The following is a 24,464-nucleotide window of genomic DNA, read 5'->3' on the forward strand; positions in this document are numbered from 1 at the left end:
AGGACAAATCAGTATGGACACCACTCGGTATGACGTTGTAATTGTTGGGGGCGGCGCTGCAGGACTCAGCGCCGCCACGACGCTGGGCCGGGCGCTACGCTCGGTGCTGGTCATCGATTCTGGGACACCCCGCAACGCACCAGCGGCGGGTGTCCACGGTTATCTTTCGAGGGACGGTATTAGCCCCGGAGAACTTCTGTCCATCGGGCGCCGCGAAGTGCTCTCCTACGGAGGAACGCTCACCGAGGGTGAAGCCGTTTCGGCACGGCGGACCCCCGGGGGATTTGAGGTGCTTCTCGGAGATGGCCGCCGGTTCTCCTGCCGTCGGCTCCTCGTCACCACCGGCTTGACCGACGAACTGCCGCCCATCGACGGGCTGCAGCAGCAGTGGGGAAGGGGGGTTGTGCACTGCCCCTACTGCCATGGCTGGGAGATCACCGGGCAACGGATTGGAGTGCTGGGCACTGGCCCGCTCTCGGTCCATCAGGCACTGCTATTCAGGCAATGGTCCCCGGACATCACCTTGTTCCTCAACGACACCGTTGAACCCACCGACGAGGAGTGGGCCAAGCTGGCAGCCCGCTCCGTCACGGTCGTTGACGGTGCCGTGGCTACTGTGGACGCTGTCGATGGTGACCTCACCGGGCTCACACTCCGCCAAGGGCGTTCGTTCGAGCTGCAAGCGCTGGCGGTCGGGACACGGATGGAGGCCACGTCCGCGTTACTCGAATCACTTGGGCTAACGTCCCAACTGCATCCGTCCGGAGCCGGACGGTTCATCGAGGTTGACGCGACGAGTGCGACCGCCTTACCTGGAGTTTATGCCGCGGGCAACGTCTCCAACTTAATGGCCCAAGTGATCACCGCGGCGGCCGAGGGTGTCATGGCCGGCGCAAGGATCAACGCCGACCTCATCGAAGAGGAAACCCGGTGGGCGGTTGAGGGGCGCTTCGGGGTCTTTTCGGCCGTCTCGGAAGCAACGGTCTCTAAAATCGTGCTGGGTCAGCGACGCCATGGCCTCGACGTTAGGCCGAGCGCCGCCGGCCTGGGTTCTGCGGCCACGGCGGAAAGGTGAGGGGCATGGATCACCAGCACCCCCCGATGCGGGACCACGACCACCGAACCCACCAGCGACCGGACAGCCTGGCGCAGCACCGCGTCCTCGATCTCGACGCCGAGGTGTTCGGCGACCTCGCAGCCGTTCTGGACCTTGCCCGAGTGACAGCCGCTCGCAGCATCCTCGACCTCGGTGCCGGCACCGGCGCAGGTAGCCGGCTCCTTCGCGAGAGGTACCCCGACGCCTCTGTGAGGTGTGTCGACAACGAGCCGCTCATGCTCAATCTGCTAAGCAAGCAGGGCTTCGCCATAATCGAGGCCGACCTCAACGACGGCTTCCCTGCTCTGGGGGACTCCTTGATCCCGGCGGATTCGGTCGCTAGATTGCCGGTTGACCTGGTGTGGGCATGCATGCACAAGGATTCCACCGTCATCGACACAAGAGGAATCACGCCAGAGCAGGCTGCGCAACAAATCGCGGTCTTGGTGCTTCGCTCCCGCTGATGAAGAACAAAACAGCCGGTCCTCCCTGAACTGGCGATGACAGCTCAGCCTCGGAAATCGCTGCCAGTCACCGGGGTAGGGCCGCAGGTTAGGCTCGTGAGCATGGGAAATGAGGGGATGACCATTCGCGAGGCTTCTGCCGGGGACTTTGAGGTTCTCGTGGCCGCAGGCTTGGGAGCGATGAACTGGGGTGGCGAGGCCAAGTTCACGCTTGAGCAGTTCCTGGGCACGCCGAAGCTTTCGCACTACATCGAGGGATGGCCCAGGGAGGATGATTTCGGCGTGATAGCCGAAGCAGACGGGATTCCGACGGGTGCGGCTTGGTGCCGCAGCTTCCCGGCCACCGGGGCAGGGGAGTCGGCACTGCGCTGATGGAAGGACTCATCGCCCTGGCTTCAGCCCGCGGGCTGAGGGCTATAAGCCTCAGCGTTGAGGACGGAAACAGGGCAAGAGTTCTGTACGAGCGTTTGGGATTCCGTAAAGTCGGCCGCAACGGAGGATCAGACACCTTGCTGCTTGGCCTCCTCAAGTGAAGGAGATATCCATGCCCCGCGCAGTAACGCTCATTCGTTCCAGTGTCCTCAGTGACGTCGCCCAATACGCCTACGCGGCCACAGCGCCAGCCGACTCACGTCTGATCTTCCTTGCAGGCGCCTGTCTCTTAAACACAGACGGAACGACGGCGGCTCCCGGAGACTATGCCGGGCAGGCGGCCAAAGCGATTGAGAATATGCGGCTGGCCCTTGAAGCTGCCGGCGCCGGCCTCGAAGACGTAATTTCCACCCGCGTGCTTGTGGCCTCCTCAGACCGGACGGATTTACTGGCGGCGTGGGAGGTAGTCAGAGCGGCGTTCGGGGCCCACGAGGTGCCGAGCACTCTTATGGGAGTGACTGTGCCCGGGTATGAGAACCAGCTCGTGGAGATTGAAGCGACCGCCGCTGTGCAGAGCTGACCTATCGAATGGTCGGCCGGCCGGAAGACGATAGTTGGCACAGTCTGAGACCATGCTCGTATGACCACAAGCAGCGCCCAGGCAACTGCATTCTTCACAGAAGTCATTCGCGAGCAGCAGGTTTGGACGATCCGTGATGCCGGGGGCATTCCTGCTCCTTTTGGAAGCGATGGCATGCGCAGCATGCCCTTCTGGTCGCTGAGCTCACGCGCAGAGCGCATCATCTCGACCGTCGAGGCCTATTCCAGCTTCGAAACAGTCGCTATTCCCCTCAATGAGTGGCGCTCCAGATGGCTGCCTGGTCTGGAACGGGACGGGCTGAAGGTCGGGCTCAACTGGTTCGGTGCCCTGGCGACGGGCTACGACGTCGAACCACGTGCGGCCCTGGCTTCCCTGGCAGTACGCGAATCATCCAAGTAGCTGTCGGGTAAAGCACCTGCTAACGCGTGCTGGGGGCCATTCTTGTTTTGCGCAGCTGGGCGATGCCGATGATTGTCAGTCCGGCTGTGACGAGCAGGATCAGGATGAAGAGCCCCAGTAGGGGCAGCTCATGGATGGCGAGCTGGGGGATGCGGCGCGAGGGCACTGCAACTACGCCGACGAAAGCCCCGACCAGGCCGAAGTAACTGCCGGTCATAAAGCTGCGGTGGGCCCTGATGTTTCCTTTCCGGATTGCCCGCAGTCCTGCCGTCAGTGTGCAGAATGTCAACACCGAGAGCGCGTGGAGCCAGTTGAACCCGCCGTCGATGGTTCTGATACCAAATGAGGTCAGCACGACGACATACATGGCCACAGCCCAGATGCGGCCCACGATCCTGTGAAGACTGCCGCCCTTGGTCCGGCGCAGCAGGTTCACTGCACCGAAGATCAATGCATAGCTGGCCGCTATGGAGTGCAGAGTGATCAGGACAGTCCAGGAGGGGGGCATAGTCCGGAGCCTAGCGGACAGCGCCCCTTCGACCACGTCACAGGCGGCCTCAAATGCACCAAGAGCGAGAGGCAGATGATGATTGATCCATAGGATCCCTTACGATCACGAGTCCTCCGCTGTCCATCGCACGAGAGCTGTGGCGGTTGGGCGAGCCCGATCTTGCCACACAAGCTGCCGACTTGAGCGCGGAGCAGGCAGCGGACATTGCGATCAGGGCCGGCGAGCTGCATGAATCCGGCGAAGTGCTTGCGGTGTGGCCTTACGGCCCCAGAGGCACGACTCCTGCGCTGATGCTGGCGGCCGTGGAATACCTCGAAGGAGCCTTGCGTCCGTGCGCCAGGAGCCGCCGCCTCCCGCAAAAGAACCTCCCGCCGGCCCTCCAGGCCACCGAGGCGGAACTTTGGGCGGCACTGACTCCCGTAGCCCAGGCAGTCGATCATCGTCGGCTGGAGAAGCGCGGGTAGTCGCGCCGTCTCGCCGGGATATATTTCCAGCGTGGACAGTTACCGGAGGGCACGAGCAATCTTTCTTAGCGAGCAGACAGGACTGATCCCGCCCCACGAGCTGCCTGACTTCGCCACGGAGCTTCTCGTCCTGGGCTACGACAGTCCATCGCTTCGCGAAGTGGCAGGACTTCCGATAGGAGATAGGGCCGACGCGGCTGATCTGTGGAGCGACGCTCGGGACGAGCTCGGCATCCGGCACGAAAACGAAGAGGAAGCAGCCAAATTCCTCCTCCGCTACTGGGCCGAGGAGACTGCCGAGCAGCGGATCGACGTTCTCGCCGGGTCGAGGCTCATGTACCAGGTGGCTTGGTTCCCGCTGGGACAACCAAGCCAGCTAAACGAGCTCCTGTACCTTCTGGACGTCTGGGACGAAATGCCGCAGGACCGTGAACAAACAGCCACGGGTCTTCTCCACTTCGCACAGCACTTGGTGGGCAGGGACAGCTGACTCAGACGGACACCAAGTAAGTCGATAGCTCCTCTGGAACAATCGTCCGCATGGCAGATGAATGGTTTCGGTCTCCGGCGTGGGGCGAAGCGGATCGTGCGGACTTTGAGGCCCGCCTCGCGCGGTCCCGTGGTTACAACCGCGTTCAGTATCTGCGTATCAAGGGACTGGCATTGAGCGACGCCGGCGGGATCGGCGGGGCCAGGGACCTGTGGTTGCGCGTGCTCGCGGACGACGGAGAGTTCTCCAGGATGGAGGGCTTCACCGCGTTGGAGCACCTGGGGGACTCATACGTTGAAGAAGACCCGATGCTTGCAGAAACCTATTACCGCCGTTTGCTCGCTGACAATCCCAGCCTGAAGAGTACAACCGCGACGCTGCACATCAAGCTGGCCGAACTCCTCATTCGACGGGGTGACGAGCAGGACCCTGCAGAAGCCGCAGAACTGCTGACCCGATGGCCGGAAGTGGTGCATCTTCCGTTTCGGGATGCGCATTTCCGGTGGAACCTGGCTGTGATTGATCTTGCAGAAGCAACCGGAGACCGGGAAACGGCGGTAGAAGCAGCGCGCCGGGCCCTCGACCTTGCTGATCGAGGGCCCGTGTTCCCGCGGCATGAAACAGTTGGCGTCGTTCACGCCGAACACCGGGACCTTGAGCGACTGAAGCGGCTCGCGAAGTAACGGGTGTCGTCGCTGGGCTCACTCCCGCAATCCGGTCCTCTAAGCGGGCGCGTGGAGTCATTTCCTGCAACCGCGGCAAACTGGCACGCTATCTATGGCAGCATCTGAGCATGACTCCAATATGGTCCGCGGATGAGCTTCTTGGCGTCGACACTCCCGCCTGGCCGGGGCTGGAGGCGCTCTTGGCTAACACGGGTGTCGACTTCCAAGTGTTATCAGCGGACGACGCCGGCAAAAGGGACGTGCTCTTCCGCCTTCAGGTGACAGCCGCGTCGACGCTTGGAGCAATTGCTTCGAACTGCGCGGCTCTCGTCGTCGACCATGGATGGGTACGCATTCTCGGCGCCGGCGTCAAAGGTATCGAGGACATCGCCACAGCCAACGCTCTAGATGACCCAGACCGTCGCGCAGCACCCCCAGGTCATCTCGTCTCCGCTTTCGACGTCCTGGGCGGAGTCTTCGCGATCAACCACGATGATCTTCCTGCTCAGCCCGGGGAAGTCTGCTATTGGGGTCCGGACACACTGGAGTGGACTCCCCTCGGGGCGGGTCACACGGCGTTCGTCGAGTGGCTGCTGCATGGCGGAACTAAGGAGTTCTACCGGGAACTGCGCTGGCCGGGATGGGAAGACGAGGTGGCAGCCCTGTCCATCGATGAAGGCATCAGCGTCTACCCGTTCCTCTTCACAGAAGAGGGCCGCAACATTGCAACGGCAACCAGAAAAGCCGTTCCCTTCCGGGAACTGCTCTACCTGAATGAACACTTGGCGAACAGCCTCAGCGCAGAATCAGACTGAAGGGCTAGCCCCGCTCGCTCGGTGAGAAACCTCAATTCGCAAATTTTAGCTACGGTGGATCAACCGACATCTTCGAAGTACTGCGCGACGTCGTAGTTGCCGATCAGTCTGGCCAGTCCTGCCGGAGTCTGCCCGGTCGCATTCGGATGCAGGGGATCCGCGCCGCACGAACGCAGCAGGTCGATCATCTCGGGGCGCCCGTGGGAGTTGAACACGGCAACGAACAGGGGCGTATTGCCGAAACCGTTGGCTGCGTCTACCTGCGCGCCGAGGTCAAGCAGCGCGGTAGCAGCGGCCAGGGCGTGTTCCTGAGCCGCAAGATGAAGCGGCGTAAATCGCTGGCTGTCGGGTGCATCGACGAACACACCCTCGGCTGTCAGCCGCCGCACCTCATCCGCGTCATCAGTGAGTGCTGCGTAGTGGAGGGGGGGACCGACCGGCGGGATCCACGGATACCTCGATTCCTAGGATTATAGAGACACTGCACCATAACCGACGGCTTATCGGACGAGGTCTTGTCGGACGGCGATTTCCGACCCACATCGCAGGGGTCACAAAGCGTGCATCGGGTTGGCTACGCCGATTCGACTCTGAATCCTCGGAACTTGAGCGCGTCTAAAACGAATTGACGGATCTGCTCTGTATCGTCGGCCTTCGCCGGCAAGCTGCGCTGGAAGTAGACGACGATACTCATGGGCGGATCCAGCGTCTCTGAATCCATGTCATATTGCTGGCCGCGAAAGCTAACGGAAAGACCGACGCGGGCGATGCGAAGCTCGCCTTCATCAGATGAGACAACATTCGGTCCTGTTGCTTGGAAATCAGTACTCATCTCCGGCTCCAGACTGCTGTGGAAAGGCTCTGGGGACAGCGTGTAGCGGCGTTCCGGCCGGCCGGCCGAGTTGCGGATCTTGACCTCTGGCGTCGCAATCCAGCCGGCACTCAGGTACTGATGGCCCTCATGTTGTCAGCGATAACCCAGAGCTCCATAGGTGTCTGGGCCGGGATCGAGTGATGTCGCAGGTGATCAAGGAGTTGGCGAGCCGGGCCCGTGCCCCAAGCTGGCGGGTCGACTGCCAAGTAGAGAACCTCCAGGGCGCCTGTATGGAGTACGACGATGGAGAACGCCAGCGGACGCCCGCGGCTTCGCGCCATCAGCAGCATTGAGCCTTCCCGGGCAAGCGCTGCTTCAATGCCTGGCAGCTTGTCGTCGGCCAGGGGAATCTCCGGGAGTCGATCCCGCACAGCAACAGCCCGGGCCCAGATCCCGGCAGCGTCCCGCGCGGGCCCAGTTCCCTGTTCCTCAAGGATGTCTGCAAGCGTGGCTGGTGTCACTCATCGATCGGCAATGGGGCGAGGTAATTCCCGCTGATCCCCTACTAATCGGCGGTGCCGCTCCAGGACCGTAGCCGGGTAGCATGGCGGCATGCCTGACCGGGACGAAACCGAAGAGCCGCTTCAATTACTGCCTCCAGGGATGGCCCGGAGATATGCAGAGTACAAGCCAGCTACCGATGAACCGTCGCCTCCACCCACAAATGTTGGAGGCTATGACGAACTCCTCAAGTACGTCCGCGGGAAAGGAATAGCCCTTCCCCGCTCGCGCGAGGGCCTCGCCGTAATTGATGCCTTGAGTGAGGGACCGGAGGCCAAGAAGGACCTCACGGGACTCACTGCGGCCATTGGTGAATATGTCAGTTTGATTCAGGACCGGTGTGACGGTTTGAATCAGGACCACCCCACAACTCGCCGGTTGCTTGTGACGGTCTGAACCAGGACCACCCTCAGTGTTGCTTCATCTGATGAAAGCAACACTTGGAGGTCCGGATGAGAGTGCGCTTGGAGCTGTTCGCCTGTATTCGCAGAGATGCCCGCATTGAGGGCTTGTCAATGGCCATTACGTTCTGCCCATGGGCGGCCAGTTGATGTGCCCGCTGGTGGCCAGTAAAACTGCCCGGTTATGGCCAACAGATCTGCCCACTGATTCGTTTCGGCGGGGTCGGCCATCGTTGGGTTGGTCAGTTCAAGCGGGTCACTCCTTTTCCGGCGAGGGCCTGGGTAAGACGGACGGAATCGCCGCTGGTCTGGCAGACGTGGGCGTGGTGCAGCAGTCGGTCAACGGTGGCGGTGGCGAGGGTTTTGGGCATGAGCTCATCGAACCCGGCGGGGTGGAGGTTGGAGCTGATCGCGACGGAGCGTTTTTCGTAGGCTGCGTCCACGACCCGGTAGAGGCCTTCGGCGGCGTCCGTGGCCACGGGCAACAGACCAATATCATCGATGACCACGAGCTCGGCGCGCAGGATCCGGGCAACGGCCCGGGTGACGCTGTCATCGGTTCGGTGGGCGCGGATGAGGACGCCGAGGTCCTCGAGCCTGAACCAAGCGACCCGCATTCCGGCTTCGACGGCCTGCTGGCCGAGGGCTTCGAGGAAGAACGTCTTCCCCGTCCCCGAGGGCCCGCAGACGACCAAGTTTTCCCTGCGGGTGATCCATTCCAGGGTCCGCAGTGCCTGCTGGGTCGGGCCCGGGATGGAGGACGCTGCAGGGTCCCACGCCTCGAAGGTCTTCCCGGTCGGGAACCCGGCTGCTTTGCGGCGGGAAGCGAGCATGGACCGGGCCCGGCCGGCGGCTTCCTCCGTGAAGAGGGCCTTGATGACCTCGGCCGGTTCCCACCGCTGGGCGCGGGCGGTCGCGATCAGGTCCGGGGCCAGCGCCCGGGCGTGGGGCATTTTCAGGGACCGCATCAGGGCCTCCAGGTCCGCCGGTAGCGGCGGAGCCACGGTATTGGTCGTGGTGACGGGGCTCATCGGGCCTCCTCCGGCGTGGTGATGGTTGCGGGGTTGCCGATCGCGGCCCACGCCCCTGTTCCTTGGGTGAGGGAGGTGGCTTCGTTGGCGGCGTGGGTGGTAGTGCGGCGGATGTTGGCGTTCAAGATCGAGGCGAGGTCCGGGTGCGCGAACCGGCCGTGCAGGGCGGCGTCGCCCAGGGCCCGGTCGACCTGATCAGTGCCGGCGATTTTGGCCAGCGTAACGGCTTCGGCCATTTTCACGTTCATCCTTGCGGTCCCGGCCGCGGCGGCCTCGACGAGCCAGGTTCTGGCGCCTTCGCCGATGGCCAGGAACGCGGCCTCGTCCGCGCTGCGGGCCCTCACCTCGTAGTCGCCGGGGAGCTTCGCCCGGGTTCCGGGGAAGTGTTCGTCGTTGATGGCGGGGCTGCCGGGCCGTGCCCGTTCGTGGCGGGCGACTTCGACGGGCCCGGTCGTGCCGTGGTGGACGATGATGACCTGCTCGCCGGGCCCGGTGCCGTGGGTGCGGACGAACACCCGGGCTCCGAGCAGGTGGGCCGGGACGGAGTACTGGGCGTTTTCGAAGGTGACCATTGGGGTGTTCTCCGGAACGCCGCGGGCCAGGCCGAACGCGACCGTGTGGGCGGTGTCCGGGATCCGGTGCAGCCGCGGGGCTTCCTCGGCGAGCATGGCCGCGGGTTTCCGCCGCGTCGTCCGGTGCTCACGGTGATTGACCTCGTCCATGAACGCCGTGCAGGCGGCCTCGAGCTCGGCGAAGGTGCGGTAGTCATCGCGGAGGTTGGTGTCTTTGGGCACGAGGTCGGCCTTGGCGAGTTTCACGGACGCTTCGACTCCGCCTTTGGTGGCCGGGTCCGCCGGTTGGCAGGTCAGCACGGTCACCCCGTAGTGCCGGGCGAAGTCCAGGGTCTGCTGGTTGCGCACCGGGACCCCGGCGACGTGGGCGGTGGTGACGGTCTTCTCGTTGTCCGTGAGGACATAGGTCGGCGCCCCTCCGAGGATCCGGAAGCACCGGTCCAGGGCCGCGAACACGCTCGGCGCGGTCCTGTCCCTGAGCGGGATCACGATGCGGAAGCGTGAGAACGCCAGCCAGGCCACGAAAAGGATGGTCTTCACCCCGCCGATCCGGGGCCCGTCGCCGAAGTCGTACTGCAACCACATCCCCGGTTCTGTGATCCACGGCCGGTGGACGCGGGTGTGGCCCAGCCGCCACGCGGCTTTGACCTGCGCGATCGCCCGGCGGGTAGACCGTTCCGAACCGGTGTAGCCCAGAGCGAGGAGCTTTTCGTGGGCCTTGTCGGCCCGGATCCGGCCCTTGGAGGCTTCGATCCATTCCTCGATCTTGGGCAGGAACGCGTCGGTGACCCGGCCGCGGGCCGCGGGTTCCCCGATCGGCCGGCCCGCGTCACGGGCGGTGACGTGTTTAGCAACGGTGTGGTGCGAGCAGCCCGTGAGCTCCGCGGTGGCGCGCAACGATCCGGTCAGATCGTAGGCAGCAAGAATTTCCATGATTTCTCCGTCAGACTTCATACAGGGCCTCTTCCTGGTTCGCTTTTGGTGCGCTTAGACACCGTCATCAAACCGCAGGGAGAGGCCCCCACCGCTTAAAGACGCGGCAGGAACAAGTAAGGAAGTGGGCAGATCTCATGGCCACCGGCGGGCAGTTCTGCTGGCCGCCAGCGGGCACTTTCGTGGCCGCCTATGGGCAGTTTTTCATGGCCGCTAACAAGGGCTTATCGATCCGCGGTCTGGCAAAGCGGTATCAAGTGGGTAGGGACACGGTCCGGCAGGCATTGTCGGATCCCGTCCCTCCAGCACGGAAGACTCCGGTGAGATCCTCGCCTCGGCTTGATCCCTTTAGACCGGCCATTGACGCCATGCTGGTTGAGGACACGACGGCTCCGCGGAAGCAACGCCATACGGCCCGTAGGATTCTTGCCCGGCTCATCGAGGAGCATGATGCGGACGAGCTGTCGTATTCGACGGTGCGAGACTATGTCCGGGTCCGCCGGGCGCAGATCGATGTGGAGGCCGGCCGCAGGGTTGAGGTGTTTGTTCCTCAAGAACATGCCCCGGGCGCGGAGGCCGAAGTGGACTTCGGCGAGGTCTGGATCGTGTTGGACGGGGTGAAGACGAAGTGCCATATGTTCATCTTCCGTCTCTCCCATTCCGGCAAGGCGATCCACCGGATTTACCCCACTCAGGCGCAGGAAGCATTTCTGGAAGGCCACGTCGAGGCGTTCAACGAGATCGGCGGCGTGCCGGTCAAACACATCCGCTATGACAACCTCACCAGTGCCGTCAGGACTGTGGTGTTCGGGCAGGGCCGGAACCGTGTGGAGAACGATCGGTGGGTGTTGTTCCGCTCGTTCTACCCGTTTACTGAACTACGACACGCGTTTGTGCTGGTTGACGCCTAGATTCTGGTTCGCTGACTACGGTCTGTCTTGTGATGAGCGAAGACGTGGACAGAGACCTGGCTCGACTGTCGGTGCCGCTGGTAGGGGCGGTTGAAAGCACAGGGGACCTGTGTCGGCCGTGTCGGCTAGTTGATGCCGGAGGCGCACCGATCGCGGCGGTATCGGCGTTCTTCGACGAGTTGCAGGCGGCAGGCAGATCGGCCTCGACGCTGCGTTCCTACGGGATGGACCTGCTGCGGTGGTTCCGCTTCCTCTGGGAGATCGACGTCGCCTGGAACCGGGCGAGCCGGGTCGAGGCCCGTGACTTCGCCCGCTGGATGCTGGTATCGGGCAAGCCGCAACGATCGCATTGGCGCAGGCCCGGCGAATCAGTGAAGCGCCGGGCGAAGCCGGTCCCGTATTCGCCCGCGGTCCGGGCACACACCGAGACGGTGCTGCGCCGGTTCTACGACTTCCACCTCGACACAGGAACCGGGCCACTGCTCAACCCGTTCCCGTTGGAGCGTCCACGGCGCGGGGGTCGTGCGCATGCCCATCACAATCCAATGGAGCCCCACCGAAACGAACGCAGCGGCCTGTTCCGGCCGCGACTTGCCTCGAGGATCCCGCGCAGCATTCCTGACGCGAAATTCAACGAGATCTTTGCGCGCCTGCCCTCACATCGGGATCGTGCGCTGGTTGCCTTCTATGTCTCCACCGGGGCCAGGGCCTCGGAGCTGTTGTCGGCCCTGCGCAGCGGTGTTGATCCGGGCCGGCAGGTGATCACAGTGATCCGGAAAGGCTCGGGGGCGAGTCAGGAGCTGCCGGCTTCAACTGACGCGTTCGTTTGGCTCCGGCTCTATGAGCTCGAGATGCAAGGACGCCTGCCGAAAGGGCGATCGATGCCGATCTGGTGGACGCTCCGGGAGCCCTATCGTCCCCTGACTTACCATGCGGCGCACCGAATGTTCGAGCGGGCGGTCCGTGCGGCAGGGAGCGATGCGACGCTCCACGGGCTGCGGCATACGGCGGCCTACCGGATGGCCGAAGACCCGAATCTGCCATTGACCGATGTCCAGTTCGTGCTCGGGCACGCGCTGCTGACGACCACGCAGATCTACCTCACTCCGCGCAAGCAGGAAGTAATCCGGCGGGTCTTGGAGCACCACGAGCAACAGACCCGCCAAGCCGAGCGCCGGGCAGTTCCAGCGCCGGCACCGGGCTATGCGCCCGAGACCCTGCAAATCCTGTTCGGAAGGTCATGACTATGACTGTCCTGGTCGTTGACGATCCCAAAGCTCACCGCAGTACCCAGCAGGTCACCGCACCACTGCTGAGCGAATCACTTCGGGCCCGGCCGACCGCCACGCGCTGGGCTGCAACGATGCTGGACCGGGACGCAGCGTTGACCCGCATGAGATCGCGACATGTAGAGGCGAGCGATCACATCAAGATCCCCCGTCAGGGCAGTCAATGGGTTCTGGACTGGCTTGACGAGCATCCGGGCGCGACGTGGCAGGAACGATGGTCGGCGACCGGCGTTGAAGCAGCAGGTCGGCCCTGGCGGCAGATTCCCCTGGCCTGGCTGCGAAACCTAGGCAGGGAGAGCCAATGGAATGACGAACAGTTCCTCCGCTCGCTCCACATCGTATTCGGCGCCGACCTGATCCGCCCCTCACTCTCCTGGCTCTGCATCGCGGCATTCGGGTCCGGGTCCTTGGCCCGGACTATGGCGGCCATGCGCGACCCTGCCGGATTCGCCGAACTCCGGGCCAAATGCACCGCCGACCCGAACGTCTCCCAGACTGCACTGACCCGCAACCTATACCGCGCCGCCGCGCTGGTCTCGGCCATGGGCGGGACGATCAGCGACATCACCCCCGGTGATGTCGTGGAAGTATTGGACGCCGAAGCCTCCACGCGCGGCACCACTATCGGCTCGACCGGCCTGTTCTACCGGCTGCTGCACGAGATGGGCTCCTTCGGACCCGACGCGCCAGCCACGTTGCGCCACTTGCGCGTCGCCGGACAGAAAACCCCCGAACAGATGATCGACCAGTACCAACTCTCTTCCGACCACATCCGCGGTCTCTTGATCGCTTACCTCAAGGAACGCCAGGCAAGCCTCGACTACAGTAGTCTGACCTCGATCACCTACCACTTGGCGGGGCTGTTCTGGGCCGATCTGGAACGCCATCACCCGGGCATTGACAGCCTCGACCTCCCCGCCGGCGTCGCCGCGGCCTGGAAGCGGAGACTGCGCACCATCACCCGTTCCGTCACCGACTCCGATGGCCGTAAACGTGATGCCGAAGTCGAGCGGGTCAGTTACCGCGAATGCCTGACTCCTGTCCGGGCGCTCTACCTCGACCTGGCTCAGTGGGCCGTCGAGGACCCGGCCCGCTGGGCGCACTGGGTCGCCCCTTGCCCGATCGGAAGGGAGGAGATCGACCGCCGGAAGGCCAAGCGCCACCTGAAGTCCCGCATGGACGCCCGCACGCGAGAACGCCTACCGGTCCTGCCAGTCCTGGTCGAGAGCGTGAACCGGCGCCGGAAGGAAGCCGCCGAACTGTTCGAATCAGCAACCCGGACGGCCCCGGGAGCGACGTTCACCGCGGCCGGTCAAAACCTGATGCGAGTGGCTCCATCCCGAGCGGCTGCCGTGAAGATCTGGGCAGTCGAACCCGACACCGGTCAGCGGCGCGATTTGGGTCGCGAGGAAGAACACGCGTTCTGGGCTTTCGCCGCCGTCGAGACCCTTCGGGCTACCGGGATCCGCGTCGAGGAACTCACCGAACTGTCCCACCACAGTCTGATCCAATACCGGCTGCCCACCACCGGAGAAATCGTTCCCTTGCTGCAGATCGCGCCGTCAAAGACCGATACCGAGCGGCTGCTGGTGGTCAGTCCCGAACTAGCCGACGTCCTCAGCCTGATCATCCGCCGCGTCCAGAACCCGAAGACCGGAGCCATTCCGCTGGTCGAAGCATACGACGACCACGAGCGAGTCTGGAGACCAGCGGCGCCTCTCCTTTTCCAGCGCCGCGTCGTGGGCGAGCACCGCGCGATGAGCGCGGGACTGATCCGCAAACTGCTCACCGCAGCCTTGGAACATTCCGGCCTGGTCAATCCCGTCACGGGAGAACCGCTGCACTTCACACCGCACGACTTTAGAAGGCTGTTCATCACCGAAGCCGTCCTCAGTGGGCTGCCGCCACACATCGCGCAGATCATTGCCGGCCACCGAGACATCAACGTCACCATGGGCTACAAGGCCGTCTACCCCACCGAGGCCATCGACGCCCACCTGGCATTCCTCGCCCGCAGACGGTCGCTACGGCCCAGCGAGGAATACCGCACCCCCACCGAAGAAGAATGGAAAGAGTTCCTCGGGCACTTCGAGAAACGCAAAGTCGCGGCCGGGACCTGCGGACGAGCGTTCGGAACACCTTGCATCCACGAGCACGCCTGCATCCGCTGCCCGATGCTTTGGCCCGACCCTGCCCAGCATGGCCGGCTCCTCGAGATCCGCGACAACCTCCTTGCCCGCATCGCCGAGGCTGAACGGGAAGGATGGATCGGCGAGATCGAAGGCCTGCAAGTCAGTCTCGCAGGAGCCGAAGACAAACTCGCCCAGGCTCAACGGCGCCGGACGGGCCAACCGACTGTCTCTCTCGGGTTGCCCTCCGCCAAGAAAATTTGATCATCACCGACAGCGCCAGCCATCCCTTTCGAGCGAGTTCAGAGAATACGGTTTTGATCCTTTTTATTGCCAGCCAGGTATTGCCGGGGCTCACGAGAAGGGCGGGGTCGAGGGCGAGGTGGGCTGGTTCCGCCGCAACCGCCTTACCCCGATGCCTGTCGTGAAGTCCCTTGAGGAGCTCAACGACCGGATCCGGGACCGCGAGGTCCAGGACGATCAGCGGCGGATTGATGGCAGGATCCGCACCATCGGCCATGACTTCGCCGCCGAGCGTCCGTTCCTGGCGCCGCTGCCGGCCGAAGAGTTCGACCCCGGTCTTGTGCTGAACCCGAGAGTGGACAGGTCCTCAATGATTACGGTGCGGATGGTGAAGTATTCCGTACCGGCACGGTTCATCGGCCGAAGGGTCCGGGTGTCCTTGCGGGCGTCGGAGCTTGTGGTGTTCGACGGCCGTGCGGTGGCGGCCCGGCATCAGAGAATTGTCGCCAAGGGCGGCCAGTCGGTCCAGCTCGACCATTACTTGGAGGTCCTCAAGGCCAAACCCGGCGCTTTGCCTGGTTCCACGGCTTTGGCACGGGCTCGGGCATCAGGTTCTTTCACCAGCGCCCATGAGGCTTTCTGGGCTGCCTCGCGTCGGGTCAACGGCGACGCCGAAGGGACTCGTGAGCTGATCGATGTCCTGCTGCTCCACCGTTCCATGGATGGAGCAGACATCGAAGCAGGAATCACCGCCGCGCTGCGAGTGGGTGCGGTCAGCGCCGATGTCGTCGCGGTCGAAGCCCGCAGACACGCAATGACTTCCGCCGCTGAGGGTGGGCCCAGGTCAAACCGTCATCGCGGTGACCACGCTCAAGCGGAAGTGCAACGCGTTGTCAGCCTGACGCAGCGTCGACTCATGGACCCGGCGGCCGTCATCGCGGGGCTGCCTTCTGATAGCCGGCCCCTGCCCTCAGTCCGCGCCTATGACGAGCTGCTGGCCAAGCGCGCCGAACACCCTGCGGAAACCGCTTCGAAGGAGAACATCTCATGAGCCCCACAACCCCTGCTACAAACGTCACTCCGGTCCTGCGCCGACGACGCGGTCTGACCGAACAGGCCGCGGTCGCAGCCGTGGACCAAGCCTGCCGCCGCCTGCGCCTGCCAACCATCCGTGGGGTCCTAGACGAAGCACTAAGCGTCGCCGGGAAAGAACAACTGTCCTACCAGGGGTTCCTGGCCGAGCTGCTGCTGGCCGAATGCGACGATAGGGACCGGCGCTCCTCGATCCGCCGCGTCAAAGCTGCAAACTTTCCTCGGGATAAGTGGCTCGGGGATTTCGATTTCGACGCGAACACGAACATCAACCCAGCGACCATCCACACGCTGGCCACCGGGGACTGGATCCGCAAAGGCGCGCCCCTGTGCCTCATCGGAGACTCGGGGACCGGCAAATCCCACCTACTCATCGGTCTCGGCACAGCCGCCGCCGAGAAGGGCTACCGAGTCAAATACACCCTCGCCACCCGGCTTGTGAACGAACTCGTCGAAGCTGCCGATGAGAAAATGCTGGCCAAAACAATCGCCCGCTACGGCCGCGTCGACCTACTGTGCATCGACGAGCTGGGCTATATGCAACTGGACCGCCGAGGCGCCGAGCTCCTCTTCCAAGTCCTCACCGAACGGGAAGAAAAGAACTCCATTGCCATCGCCTCCAACGAATCCTTTTCCGGCTGGACCAAAACCTTTAGTGACCCGCGCCTTTGCGCCGCAATCGTTGACCGCCTCACCTTCAACGGCACCATCATCGAAACCGGCACAGACTCCTACCGCCTCGCCCACACCATCGCCCAACAAACCTCGTAGCCCTCTCAGTGACACCGATTCAGCGTCCCAAAGGAGACGCCTCACGCGGCATAAGTCGCTAGGTCTAGTCCACGGCTTCCCTCGGGAACCTGGAGAGGACGTCAGAGTTGTTGCTGAGGTCTGATTAGGTACGAGGGCCTTGGGACTCCTTTCCTGTTAGGAATGCCTCGATTTTGTCGAGCGTTTTGGTCTGACCCGCAATCTCAAGGGGTCCATCATCAGTGTTCATCGGCAGAACGATAGCGTTGGACTCCAATCGGTTGAATTTGTCCCATTTCGTAGCGGGATAGCGGGATCCGGTCGTCGCGATAACGCGAAAATCGAAGGGCTCACCTCGCGCTGTGCGTGTCCGACCCACGACCGGCTGGAAGGTGAACACTCCCTGGCCTGGCGTTACGAGTCCGATATTCCACTTCCTATAGCGGTCTCCCTCGGGCGCATCGGGTCGACGGATGTAACACTCAATCTGGCCACGCTGGGCCAGCCGCTGCGATGACCGGCGCCGCTGACGCACTAGGACAATGAGCATCAGACTGACGGCACCTACGAAGATGAGAGTACCTATTGCCGCAAGGTCTGCAGGTTGGCCAGAGAGGAGCTCATAGAGAAAATAGGCCCCACCCCCGCCGACAAGCAAAAGAACCAAATACAGACGCCTGCGCTTCTCAGTCATGTCTGACTCTAAACGCCGGAGAAGCCATCCGAACAGCCAGTCCTAGGACTAACGCCCGACAGTCGCGGCGATACTATGCCGTGAGTCGTGCACTCCGTAGGCCCCATTTCTCGGTGAGCCGTCCATGAAGGGGCGCAAACGGGCTCTTCACGGTTCGTGGTGAATGTTCTGCCGTGAAGGATGTTCATGCCGCTGTTCTGGCGGCACTGCGCAACAGGATACGCGTTTTGTAGTTGCGTGCGTTGGTGAATCCCCGGCCGGTCCTCTTTATGTGCTTGATCGCGGTGTTGTTGGCTTCCACTTTCGCGGTTGTCGCACCGGTGACGATGAGCACTTCGATCTCTTTCCACCAGCGGCAGACCGTCCGCCAGAGCCGGTTGGTTTCGGGCTGCGCGGCTTTGACAACCAGTGTCTGAAGCTGGTCTTTCGCGGCGGCCGCGTGGGCGAGGGACCCGGTGGTCAGCAGGGCGCGGAGCTGTTCCTTGACCAGCCACGCGGCCTGCAACTTCCCGGTGGCGTCGTCGGTGTCGAACACGGTGCTGAGCCTGTTCCGTGCCCGGTCCGAGAGTGTGTCCCCGGCCCGCAGGAGCAGTCGCCGATTTGCCCATACCGGGTCGATGGCGCGTCCCCGCCGGCCATGAACCTGCTGCGTGAGGCGCTGCCGGACTTCGGTGAGCATGTCGTTGCCAAGCTTGACCAGGTGAAATGCATCGACTGAGACAGCGGTGCGTGGCAGCCACATCCGCAGGGCTTTGCGGAAAGCGGCGGATGGGTCGATGGCAACGACCTGCACGCCCAGGCGCCATTCGAGCGGACGGGCGAAAAGCCAGTCCCCGACGCCCTCACTGTCGCGGCCGTCAACGATCCCTAGGACTTGTCCGGTGTCAAGATCGACGATGGTGGTCATCCATGGTTCGTAGCGTTTCCAGGCCTTGGTGGCCGGGTCGCGGAAGAACCGCACGGACCGGTAGCGATGTTCATCGATGCCGAGCATCCGCGGTGCAAGGGCGTCGACATCGGGCAGCGTCAGCGCCGCAGAGTCCAGGGCCCGCTGCACGAGCCACCATGAGACTCCGAAAGAAGCGGCGGCCTCGGCGGCTGCCCTGCCGGATCCGATGACGGCGGCAACCAGGGCCTCACGGAGCCGATGGGTGGACCGTGCCCGGCGCGGGACCTGGGTTGTTTCCTCGGTGAATGTCTGGCGCGGGCACAGGTACTCATCGCAGAAGAATCTCCGCTTGGCCCAGACCACTTCGACCGGCCCGGCGACGGGGATGTCACGCAGGCGTTGTGGCCGGCGGGAATGAACGCGGGTGCTGATGACGCCGCAGGATGGGCAGCCGGCCTCGGCGGTGGCCACGACTTGGATCCGGCGCTGCCCGAAAGCGAGGATCTCAGTATCGGTGACGCGGTAGTCGGGCAGGTTGAAAATTGCGGTGGCAGCATCGGGGCGCGGCGAAGTAGGCTCGATCAAGGCTCGTAGCTCCTGACTTGATGAATGCGTAGAGAACATCCATCACAGCAGGGCTACGAGCCCTTCAGCTTTCAAGACACGAACCTGTTTCACCATCAACCACGAAGAGCCCGCAAACGGCACCCGGCACGCAAACGGGAACGGCTGAACTTACCGAAGCATGTCAGAACCTTGATTGTGGGGCTGGGCATCGTCGTTGGGGGATCTGATCGTGGGTCCGGGGTGGCCCTGAATCAGGCCGTCGTCGTGTCCTGAATGACGTTGACATATTCAGCGGGCTTGTCATCTTCGCCACCCCCGGTTATTTATCCGCTTGTCACGAAATCGGCTTCATAGTGGAGTAACTTAAGGAACATGTTGACCGGATTCAAGAATTTCATCCTGAAGGGCAACGTCGTAGACCTTGCCGTCGCCGTCGTGATTGGTGCCGCTTTCGGCGCCGTGGTCACGGCCCTAGTCCAAAGTGTTCTCATGCCGTTCATTGCGGCTCTGGTCGGATCGCCGAATTTCGACAGTTTCGCCGTCGTGACCCTGAATGGCAACGACATCAAATTCGGTGTCCTGCTCACGGCCATCGTCAATTTCCTGCTCGTGGCTGCAGCCATCTACTTCGTCATTGTTGTCCCGATGAACCACATGATCGAACGCCGCAACCGGCGCTTGGGCATCAACCCTGATGTCAAGGAAGAAGCAGCGGAGGATCCGCAGATTGCTTTGCTCACGGAAATCCGTGACTCCCTGCAGCAGGACCGCCGCCAGTAGCCAACGAGGAAAGGCCGGCCACCAGAAACTGGCCGTTCTTTCGGGGTAAAGCAAATTGAATGTCCGACGCCCCAGCGCCGTCCGAACAGATCGATGCAGATGCTCAGTGTCTGTGCACATTGATTGCCGGATATGGATGTACTGGTGAGGACATTGCGATAGCGTATCCGGCAGGGGCGCAGGGAAATATCCCGGCGTCCGTGCATACCCCATTCCTGCTTGGCAGGATCCGCGGCGGGTGTGCTGTTGTTCCGTATCGATGAAAGGACATGTACATGGCTGTTTCTATTGAATTGGGCAAGGCACTCGACAAGGCCTACGAGAACTCGACCCTCGACGAAGTTCTGGCCGCACCGCCCTCGGCCCTTGCCGGGCTGACGGAAAAGCACGATGAACTGCTCGCCGGCATGGGTGTCAAGACCATCCGCGACTTGGGGAGCAACAAGTTCTTCGCCACAGCCGGTGTGCTCGTGGCACTGGCGGGCAAAGTCGGATAACCCGCCGTTTCCGCCCACCGACGCGCCATGAGAAGGTCCGACCGGCCCGAGCCGGTCGGACCTTTTCGTTTCCTTGATTGCCGGGACTCGTCCGAATCTCATTGGCTCTGTTCTGCCAGTCTGGGGCAGAACAACATTGGCCGCCCTGGGCGGCGCTGGCCCCCCAGTCCTCGGGCAGCGGAGCCAGCGCGGGAATCGGCACGACTAGATTGCCGTGAGGCCTGCCCCCAAAACTTTGGTTGCCCGGGCCTCTTCCCTTCGTCAGACTAACCGGGCCCGCGCCGGCAGACAACAGAGGACCGCCGTCGACACGGGTTTCATCACGGCGCACGGGCGGTCACAGATTCCGCACAACGTCGCCAGCCTCACCGCTTCGGGACGCAGCAATTGTGTCGAGAACTGCAACGAAACGAGCCATCATCGGATCGTTGTGAGCCAGCTATCTTGATTTATTTTCGTCTTCTCCCCTCGATGACGTTAGTCAGCCGCCACTGGCAGGAGAGCAGATTCCGGCGCAGCATGACGCTGCGGCGTGCGAAACTGCAGCCGGACCTTTACCGGCTCTTCGCGGTTCGTGGGGAAATGGATCCCTGGAATGAGCGTCATGCCGCCGTCCTGACGGCACTTCTCAAGAGAATAACCGATTTGTAGTTGGCGGCGTTGCGGTACCCGCGGGCGGTTCGTTTGATGTTCTTGATTGCGGTGTTGTTCGCCTCGACCTTGCCTGTCGTGGCGCCGGTAATGATCAGCACCTCGATCTCCTTCCACCACCGGCAGACTGTACGGTACAGCCTGTTCGTCTCCGGCCGTGCGGCTTCCTTGACCAGCTCCTCGAGTACCTGCTTGGCCGCCGCGGCGTCCTCCAGGGAGCCGGTGCGCAACAGGGCGCGGAGTTGTTCCTTGACCTTCCAGACGGCCTGGAGGGTGCCGGTTGGATCGTCCAGGGCGAACACTTCCTCGAGTCGGAGGGCGGCCCTACACGTGAGGGTGTCACCGCCGCGCAGCAGGAGCATGCGGTGGGCCCAGGCCTTGTCGATGGCCCTGCCGCGGCGGCCCTTGACCTGTTGGGAGAGGTTCTGCCTGGTCTCAGTCATTGCCTGGTTGGCCAGCGAGATCAGGTGGAAGTGATCGACGGCGACAGCAGTGCGGGGAAGCCACATCCGTAAGGCTTTGCGGAACGCCGCGGAGGGGTCGATTGCGACGACCTGCACGGCCAGCCGCCACTGCAGGGGCCGGGCGAACAGCCAGTCCCCGACGCCCTTGTGGTCTCGGCCGTCGACCACGCCGAGGACTTGGCCGGTCTCCAGATCCACGATGGTTGTCATCCACGGCTCGAACCGTGTCCACGCCTTCGTGGTCGGGTCCTGGAAGTAGCGCACGGACCGGAACCGGTGTTCATCAATGCCCAGCATCCGCGGACTGAGCTTGTCCACGTCGGGCAGCCGCAGCAGGCAGGCCTCGGTCACCGCAGCCCGGACCATCCACCAGGACACGGCGAAGCCGGCAGCTGTCTCCGAGAAAGCCCTGCCGGAGCGAATGACCGCGTCCACGAGCTGGTCCCGCAGCCGGCTCGTCGACCGGGCACGGCGCGGCACTTGCGGCGTGGATTCGAAGAACGAGAGCCGGTCGCACGCTGACTCTTCGCAGTACCAGCGGTACTTGGACCAGAGCACGTCCACCGGCCCGGCGACGGGAATATCGCGGAGCCGTTGAAGGCGGCGTTCCTTCCGCCGGGAGGCAATGACCCCACAGCTCGGGCAGCCCGGTAGCGCGTCAGTTTCGACGATGACCTGACGGCGGCCAGCGGACATGGTCGTGGAGATGACACGGTAGTCGGGCAGGTTGAAGAGGATGGTGGCAGCATCGGCTGCGACCCCGGTAGGCTCGTTCAAGGCTCGTGGTCCTGTTCCAGGTTGAATGCTTAGACACACTCATCCCAACAGGGCCACGGGCCCCTTTGTCTTCAACGACACGAACTCAATTCCCCATCAACCGCGAAGAGCCCCTTTACCTGGAATTTGCAGTCTTCGATACCCGCGAGCTCGTCGCCCGGCCGGACGCCAAGTGTCTCGTTGATTCCGATCCCGATTCCGACCAGGTTCCCGCGACCATCGAGTCACTCATCAGCTGGGGTTGCCGGGTCAGGCCGGTCCTGATTCGGACCGTCTCAGTGGTCCTGGATCGGGTTGACATACTCAATTGGCATGTTCTACGGAGACGTTCTCACTCACACCATCCCGGGAGCCCACTGGGAAGTTGTCGAAGAGGGCTCACCAATAGTCCGCATAAGCAGGAACACAAGTGTTTCGGTTATTCAGGTGGCTCAACGACGGCTTGATGCGGGGCTGCCGACCCTGGCGATGAATTACGATCACGCACTCGATCACATTGGCCGCGACGAACCTCAAGGGACGTGAGGTTACCAGGTCTGTGAGGATCAGTGCGTCCCTGCCAGCCGAGGACCGGCCTCCACGAGTCCTGTGAAAGATCCTTGTCGAACACGGAAGGGCCGTTGGCCGCACCAAGGAAACCCGGACGCTCAGTTTGGTGTGTGATCCGAAGGGACTGCAGATCTTTCAGGATCCTCTGCCGATGGCTCTAATGTGGCTGCATCGTGGGCAGCTTCGGAACGCCTGCGCCTTCTGCCGACCAGGATCAGCGCGGCGGCCCCTACGAGGATGGCTGCCGCCACGGTGCCGACGATGACGGGAAGGTCGGACATGATGCCGTTCCCCGTGGTGTCTGCCTGAGCCGAGGGTTCTGTTGCTTTTGCCTCAGCCTCAGCAGCTTGGGCCTTGACAGCCGCCAGCGCGGGGATGCCCAGGTCCTGGGCTGGGAAGACCGTCACGGACATATCGGCGGTGTTGGTGACCAGGACGGACCCGTTGGGAGCGACGGCGAGATGCCCGGGGTTCCGGGCCGTCGGCTGGCTGCGGCGGACACTCGTTTCACCTGGTGCGATGACGTTGAGGCTGCTGGCCTCGGAAAGAACATAGACAGCGCTGTCCGGGCCGACAGCGATTTCCTTTGGCCCGCCCGGAACCGGCACCCGGTAGGACACAACTGACTCTCCCGGCTTGATCACCGCGACGTCGTTTGAGGTGATGTTGGTGACGTAGACCGCGCCATCCGGGCCTACTGCAATCCCGTGGGGAGCGCCAGCGCTGTCAGGTGTCTTCCTGACGTCAATGGTGCGGGAAACCGTGCCGGCGGTCGGGGCGATGACCGAGACGGTCCCGCCGTCCTGGTTGGTCACGTAGGCGGTGCCGTCCTGGGCTACGGCTACTTCCCTGGGAGTCGGGCCGACGGTAACCTCTTGAGCCGGCGCGTCGGCTCCTGGCGGGATGATTGACACCGTCCCCAGTTCTGGGTTGGGAACAAAAACAGTGCCGTCGGCAGCGGCGGATATGAGGTGGGCGCTGAAACTGAGGGGAATTGTGCGCGCCACGGCTGAGGCGCCCTTCGGTATTACCGTCAGCTCTTCGTGTGGTCGGTCCCCGAAGGTGGGCCCCTCGACAAACAGGGTGCCATCCGCAGACAATGCCATTCCCTTCGGGTTGACACCTGTCATGAGCGTCTTGGTTGGCGTGCTCGCGCCCTTGGGAAGAACGTGAACTCCTCCGGTATCGCCAATGTAAGCAGTGCCCTCGGTGTCGACGACAACGCCGAGAGGGAATTGGTCAACATAAACCAAATCCCCTGATGCCATCGACGGGGCAGCACCAATCATCAAGATGCTGCCAGCGACAGCCACAGCTATACCCGCGGTGAACCGCATGCACCTACCCCCAAACCTTGCAAGACGAAGACCTTCGAAGAGCATACTGCCGTCGGTCTATCCCCGAAGGCGAAAGATCGCCTTGTCAGTTGGTCCATTCGGCAGACGCGGGATAAGCGGCGACCTTTTTCATCCGCATGACGGTAACGCATCGGGAGATGATGAGCGCGTTCAGGCCGAGCGCGCTGATCTCGACCCCAGAGGACGCTTCCTCCCGGCAAGGCCAGCAGGGCTCCGTTACCGCAGAGGGGAAGCCCTCCATCCTGATCCTGTAGATGAGGCTTTGAGCCAGATGCACAGCGGTTCCGGAGGTCGAGCCCCCTGATATGGATCCGCACAGCACAGTCCGCGCGTTGTGAACACCTCGAATACCTGTTCCCGGTGCGGCTTCCAGCCGATCACGCGAAGCTGACTGCCGCGTGTAGACTCCGGACCACGGGCCGTCGACCATCAGGTGGCGGGAGACGCACCACTACAAAAAGGCACACGCATTTGAGGATCGGCTTGCGGCCCCTGACACTTGCTGTCCAAGTGTTGCAATCTCTCGGTTCCCGGCGAAGACCATCGAAACCGCTGGAGTGCCTTCCATGACATGGGGGATGCAATAGGCACTCGTGCCCGCCGTCCATGGACGTTCGCGGCGTATGCGTCATGGT

26 protein-coding genes and 2 pseudogenes are annotated in these 24,464 nt (G+C 63.0%); 19 read left to right on the forward strand and 9 right to left on the reverse strand.

Going from position 1 to position 24,464, the window contains the following annotated elements:
* Positions 1–13: 13 nt before the first annotated feature.
* The 6 genes from LFT49_RS10225 (at position 14) to LFT49_RS10250 (ending at position 2,932) form a co-directional block, all read left to right on the forward strand.
* Positions 14–1,075 (forward strand): NAD(P)/FAD-dependent oxidoreductase, encoded by a 1,062-nt coding sequence (locus LFT49_RS10225; protein WP_237430425.1) that lies wholly within the window; start codon positions 14–16, stop codon positions 1,073–1,075.
* Positions 1,076–1,080: 5 nt separating this feature from the next.
* Complete coding sequence (locus LFT49_RS10230) at positions 1,081–1,560, forward strand: class I SAM-dependent methyltransferase (protein ID WP_237430426.1); 480 nt, start codon at positions 1,081–1,083, stop codon at positions 1,558–1,560.
* Positions 1,561–1,656: 96 nt separating this feature from the next.
* The gene (locus LFT49_RS10235; RefSeq protein ID WP_237430427.1) at positions 1,657–1,932 is read left to right on the forward strand and encodes a hypothetical protein; all 276 of its coding nucleotides are present in this window, start codon (positions 1,657–1,659) and stop codon (positions 1,930–1,932) included.
* Positions 1,884–2,093 (forward strand): GNAT family N-acetyltransferase, encoded by a 210-nt coding sequence (locus tag LFT49_RS10240; RefSeq protein WP_237430428.1) that lies wholly within the window; start codon positions 1,884–1,886, stop codon positions 2,091–2,093. Before LFT49_RS10235 ends, LFT49_RS10240 begins: the two co-directional genes overlap by 49 nt.
* A gap of 11 nt (positions 2,094–2,104) precedes the next feature.
* The gene (locus tag LFT49_RS10245; RefSeq protein ID WP_237430504.1) at positions 2,105–2,512 is read left to right on the forward strand and encodes a RidA family protein; all 408 of its coding nucleotides are present in this window, start codon (positions 2,105–2,107) and stop codon (positions 2,510–2,512) included.
* Between the two features lie 60 nt (positions 2,513–2,572).
* Positions 2,573–2,932, forward strand: coding sequence for a DUF2750 domain-containing protein (locus tag LFT49_RS10250; RefSeq protein ID WP_237430429.1), 360 nt, complete (start codon positions 2,573–2,575; stop codon positions 2,930–2,932).
* 19 nt (positions 2,933–2,951) lie between these two features.
* Here LFT49_RS10250 and LFT49_RS10255 read toward each other — a convergent pair whose 3' ends face one another.
* A complete protein-coding gene (locus LFT49_RS10255; protein WP_237430430.1) occupies positions 2,952–3,440 on the reverse strand; it encodes a DUF2306 domain-containing protein in 489 nt (162 codons plus the stop codon).
* Between the two features lie 182 nt (positions 3,441–3,622).
* Between LFT49_RS10255 and LFT49_RS10260 the strand changes: the two genes are divergently transcribed.
* The 4 genes from LFT49_RS10260 to LFT49_RS10275 all read left to right on the forward strand — a co-directional run bounded on the left by LFT49_RS10260 (position 3,623) and on the right by LFT49_RS10275 (position 5,877).
* A complete protein-coding gene (locus LFT49_RS10260) occupies positions 3,623–3,907 on the forward strand; it encodes a hypothetical protein (RefSeq protein WP_237430431.1) in 285 nt (94 codons plus the stop codon).
* Positions 3,908–3,938: 31 nt separating this feature from the next.
* Complete coding sequence (locus LFT49_RS10265; protein ID WP_237430432.1) at positions 3,939–4,397, forward strand: hypothetical protein; 459 nt, start codon at positions 3,939–3,941, stop codon at positions 4,395–4,397.
* A gap of 50 nt (positions 4,398–4,447) precedes the next feature.
* Positions 4,448–5,080 (forward strand): hypothetical protein, encoded by a 633-nt coding sequence (locus tag LFT49_RS10270; protein ID WP_237430433.1) that lies wholly within the window; start codon positions 4,448–4,450, stop codon positions 5,078–5,080.
* Between the two features lie 110 nt (positions 5,081–5,190).
* Positions 5,191–5,877, forward strand: coding sequence for a DUF2625 family protein (locus LFT49_RS10275; protein ID WP_237430434.1), 687 nt, complete (start codon positions 5,191–5,193; stop codon positions 5,875–5,877).
* Positions 5,878–5,936: 59 nt separating this feature from the next.
* Here LFT49_RS10275 and LFT49_RS10280 read toward each other — a convergent pair whose 3' ends face one another.
* The 3 genes from LFT49_RS10280 to LFT49_RS10290 form a co-directional block, all read right to left on the reverse strand.
* Positions 5,937–6,266: an ankyrin repeat domain-containing protein gene (locus LFT49_RS10280; RefSeq protein WP_237430435.1), complete on the reverse strand. Its 330-nt coding sequence runs from the start codon at positions 6,264–6,266 to the stop codon at positions 5,937–5,939.
* 185 nt (positions 6,267–6,451) lie between these two features.
* Positions 6,452–6,709 (reverse strand): hypothetical protein, encoded by a 258-nt coding sequence (locus LFT49_RS10285; protein WP_237430436.1) that lies wholly within the window; start codon positions 6,707–6,709, stop codon positions 6,452–6,454.
* A 110-nt stretch (positions 6,710–6,819) separates the two neighbouring features.
* Positions 6,820–7,212 carry a GNAT family N-acetyltransferase gene (locus tag LFT49_RS10290; RefSeq protein WP_237430437.1) on the reverse strand — a complete coding sequence of 131 codons (393 nt, stop codon included), beginning with the start codon at positions 7,210–7,212 and terminating at the stop codon, positions 6,820–6,822.
* A 91-nt stretch (positions 7,213–7,303) separates the two neighbouring features.
* Between LFT49_RS10290 and LFT49_RS10295 the strand changes: the two genes are divergently transcribed.
* Complete coding sequence (locus LFT49_RS10295) at positions 7,304–7,648, forward strand: hypothetical protein (protein WP_237430438.1); 345 nt, start codon at positions 7,304–7,306, stop codon at positions 7,646–7,648.
* 247 nt (positions 7,649–7,895) lie between these two features.
* Here LFT49_RS10295 and istB (LFT49_RS10300) read toward each other — a convergent pair whose 3' ends face one another.
* Entirely contained in the window at positions 7,896–8,684 is a 789-nt protein-coding gene (gene istB / locus LFT49_RS10300; RefSeq protein WP_237428195.1) for an IS21-like element helper ATPase IstB, read from the reverse strand.
* Complete coding sequence (gene istA, locus LFT49_RS10305; protein ID WP_237428196.1) at positions 8,681–10,210, reverse strand: IS21 family transposase; 1,530 nt, start codon at positions 10,208–10,210, stop codon at positions 8,681–8,683. The genes istB (LFT49_RS10300) and istA (LFT49_RS10305) overlap by 4 nt, the downstream gene beginning before the upstream one ends.
* A 185-nt stretch (positions 10,211–10,395) precedes the next feature.
* Here istA (LFT49_RS10305) and istA (LFT49_RS10310) point away from each other — a divergent pair.
* The 5 genes and pseudogenes from istA (LFT49_RS10310) to istB (LFT49_RS10330) form a co-directional block, all read left to right on the forward strand.
* Positions 10,396–11,061, forward strand: a pseudogene (gene istA / locus LFT49_RS10310) (IS21 family transposase); the annotation flags it as partial.
* 71 nt (positions 11,062–11,132) lie between these two features.
* Positions 11,133–12,344, forward strand: a complete 1,212-nt coding sequence (locus LFT49_RS10315; protein WP_028264596.1) for a tyrosine-type recombinase/integrase — start codon at positions 11,133–11,135, stop codon at positions 12,342–12,344.
* A 2-nt stretch (positions 12,345–12,346) separates the two neighbouring features.
* Positions 12,347–14,782, forward strand: coding sequence for a site-specific integrase (locus LFT49_RS10320; RefSeq protein ID WP_028264595.1), 2,436 nt, complete (start codon positions 12,347–12,349; stop codon positions 14,780–14,782).
* Between the two features lie 46 nt (positions 14,783–14,828).
* A pseudogene (locus tag LFT49_RS10325) lies at positions 14,829–15,812 on the forward strand (Mu transposase domain-containing protein); the annotation flags it as partial.
* Complete coding sequence (gene istB, locus LFT49_RS10330) at positions 15,809–16,624, forward strand: IS21-like element helper ATPase IstB (protein WP_237430439.1); 816 nt, start codon at positions 15,809–15,811, stop codon at positions 16,622–16,624. The pseudogene LFT49_RS10325 and the gene istB (LFT49_RS10330), both read left to right, overlap by 4 nt.
* A gap of 857 nt (positions 16,625–17,481) precedes the next feature.
* Here istB (LFT49_RS10330) and LFT49_RS10335 read toward each other — a convergent pair.
* Positions 17,482–18,771: an ISL3 family transposase gene (locus LFT49_RS10335; RefSeq protein WP_237428630.1), complete on the reverse strand. Its 1,290-nt coding sequence runs from the start codon at positions 18,769–18,771 to the stop codon at positions 17,482–17,484.
* Between the two features lie 354 nt (positions 18,772–19,125).
* Between LFT49_RS10335 and mscL the strand changes: the two genes are divergently transcribed.
* On the forward strand, positions 19,126–19,533 hold the full coding sequence (mscL, locus tag LFT49_RS10340) for a large conductance mechanosensitive channel protein MscL (protein WP_237430440.1): 408 nt from the start codon (positions 19,126–19,128) through the stop codon (positions 19,531–19,533).
* A gap of 275 nt (positions 19,534–19,808) precedes the next feature.
* On the forward strand, positions 19,809–20,030 hold the full coding sequence (locus LFT49_RS10345; protein WP_237430441.1) for a hypothetical protein: 222 nt from the start codon (positions 19,809–19,811) through the stop codon (positions 20,028–20,030).
* A gap of 602 nt (positions 20,031–20,632) precedes the next feature.
* Here the strand turns inward: LFT49_RS10345 and LFT49_RS10350 are convergent.
* A complete protein-coding gene (locus tag LFT49_RS10350) occupies positions 20,633–21,922 on the reverse strand; it encodes an ISL3 family transposase (protein ID WP_237429206.1) in 1,290 nt (429 codons plus the stop codon).
* Between the two features lie 312 nt (positions 21,923–22,234).
* Between LFT49_RS10350 and LFT49_RS22735 the strand changes: the two genes are divergently transcribed.
* A complete protein-coding gene (locus LFT49_RS22735) occupies positions 22,235–22,447 on the forward strand; it encodes a DUF6278 family protein (RefSeq protein WP_442863735.1) in 213 nt (70 codons plus the stop codon).
* A 122-nt stretch (positions 22,448–22,569) separates the two neighbouring features.
* Here the strand turns inward: LFT49_RS22735 and LFT49_RS10355 are convergent, their stop codons facing one another.
* Positions 22,570–23,478 carry a Vgb family protein gene (locus tag LFT49_RS10355; RefSeq protein ID WP_237430442.1) on the reverse strand — a complete coding sequence of 303 codons (909 nt, stop codon included), beginning with the start codon at positions 23,476–23,478 and terminating at the stop codon, positions 22,570–22,572.
* Positions 23,479–24,464: the final 986 nt, after the last annotated feature.

The organism is Arthrobacter sp. FW306-06-A, from assembly GCF_021870055.1.
Lineage (GTDB): Bacteria > Actinomycetota > Actinomycetes > Actinomycetales > Micrococcaceae > Arthrobacter.

Coding starts and splice junctions, on each gene's coding strand:
- LFT49_RS10225 (WP_237430425.1), top strand. CDS start 14: ATGGACACCACTCGGTATGACGTTGTAATTGTTGGGGGCGGCGCTGCA.
- LFT49_RS10230 (WP_237430426.1), top strand. CDS start 1,081: ATGGATCACCAGCACCCCCCGATGCGGGACCACGACCACCGAACCCAC.
- LFT49_RS10245 (WP_237430504.1), top strand. CDS start 2,105: ATGCCCCGCGCAGTAACGCTCATTCGTTCCAGTGTCCTCAGTGACGTC.
- LFT49_RS10250 (WP_237430429.1), top strand. CDS start 2,573: ATGACCACAAGCAGCGCCCAGGCAACTGCATTCTTCACAGAAGTCATT.
- LFT49_RS10255 (WP_237430430.1), bottom strand. CDS start 3,440: ATGCCCCCCTCCTGGACTGTCCTGATCACTCTGCACTCCATAGCGGCC.
- LFT49_RS10270 (WP_237430433.1), top strand. CDS start 4,448: ATGGCAGATGAATGGTTTCGGTCTCCGGCGTGGGGCGAAGCGGATCGT.
- LFT49_RS10275 (WP_237430434.1), top strand. CDS start 5,191: ATGACTCCAATATGGTCCGCGGATGAGCTTCTTGGCGTCGACACTCCC.
- LFT49_RS10285 (WP_237430436.1), bottom strand. CDS start 6,709: ATGAGTACTGATTTCCAAGCAACAGGACCGAATGTTGTCTCATCTGAT.
- LFT49_RS10295 (WP_237430438.1), top strand. CDS start 7,304: ATGCCTGACCGGGACGAAACCGAAGAGCCGCTTCAATTACTGCCTCCA.
- istB (WP_237428195.1), bottom strand. CDS start 8,684: ATGAGCCCCGTCACCACGACCAATACCGTGGCTCCGCCGCTACCGGCG.
- istA (WP_237428196.1), bottom strand. CDS start 10,210: ATGAAGTCTGACGGAGAAATCATGGAAATTCTTGCTGCCTACGATCTG.
- LFT49_RS10315 (WP_028264596.1), top strand. CDS start 11,133: ATGAGCGAAGACGTGGACAGAGACCTGGCTCGACTGTCGGTGCCGCTG.
- LFT49_RS10320 (WP_028264595.1), top strand. CDS start 12,347: ATGACTGTCCTGGTCGTTGACGATCCCAAAGCTCACCGCAGTACCCAG.
- istB (WP_237430439.1), top strand. CDS start 15,809: ATGAGCCCCACAACCCCTGCTACAAACGTCACTCCGGTCCTGCGCCGA.
- mscL (WP_237430440.1), top strand. CDS start 19,126: ATGTTGACCGGATTCAAGAATTTCATCCTGAAGGGCAACGTCGTAGAC.
- LFT49_RS10345 (WP_237430441.1), top strand. CDS start 19,809: ATGGCTGTTTCTATTGAATTGGGCAAGGCACTCGACAAGGCCTACGAG.
- LFT49_RS22735 (WP_442863735.1), top strand. CDS start 22,235: ATGTTCTACGGAGACGTTCTCACTCACACCATCCCGGGAGCCCACTGG.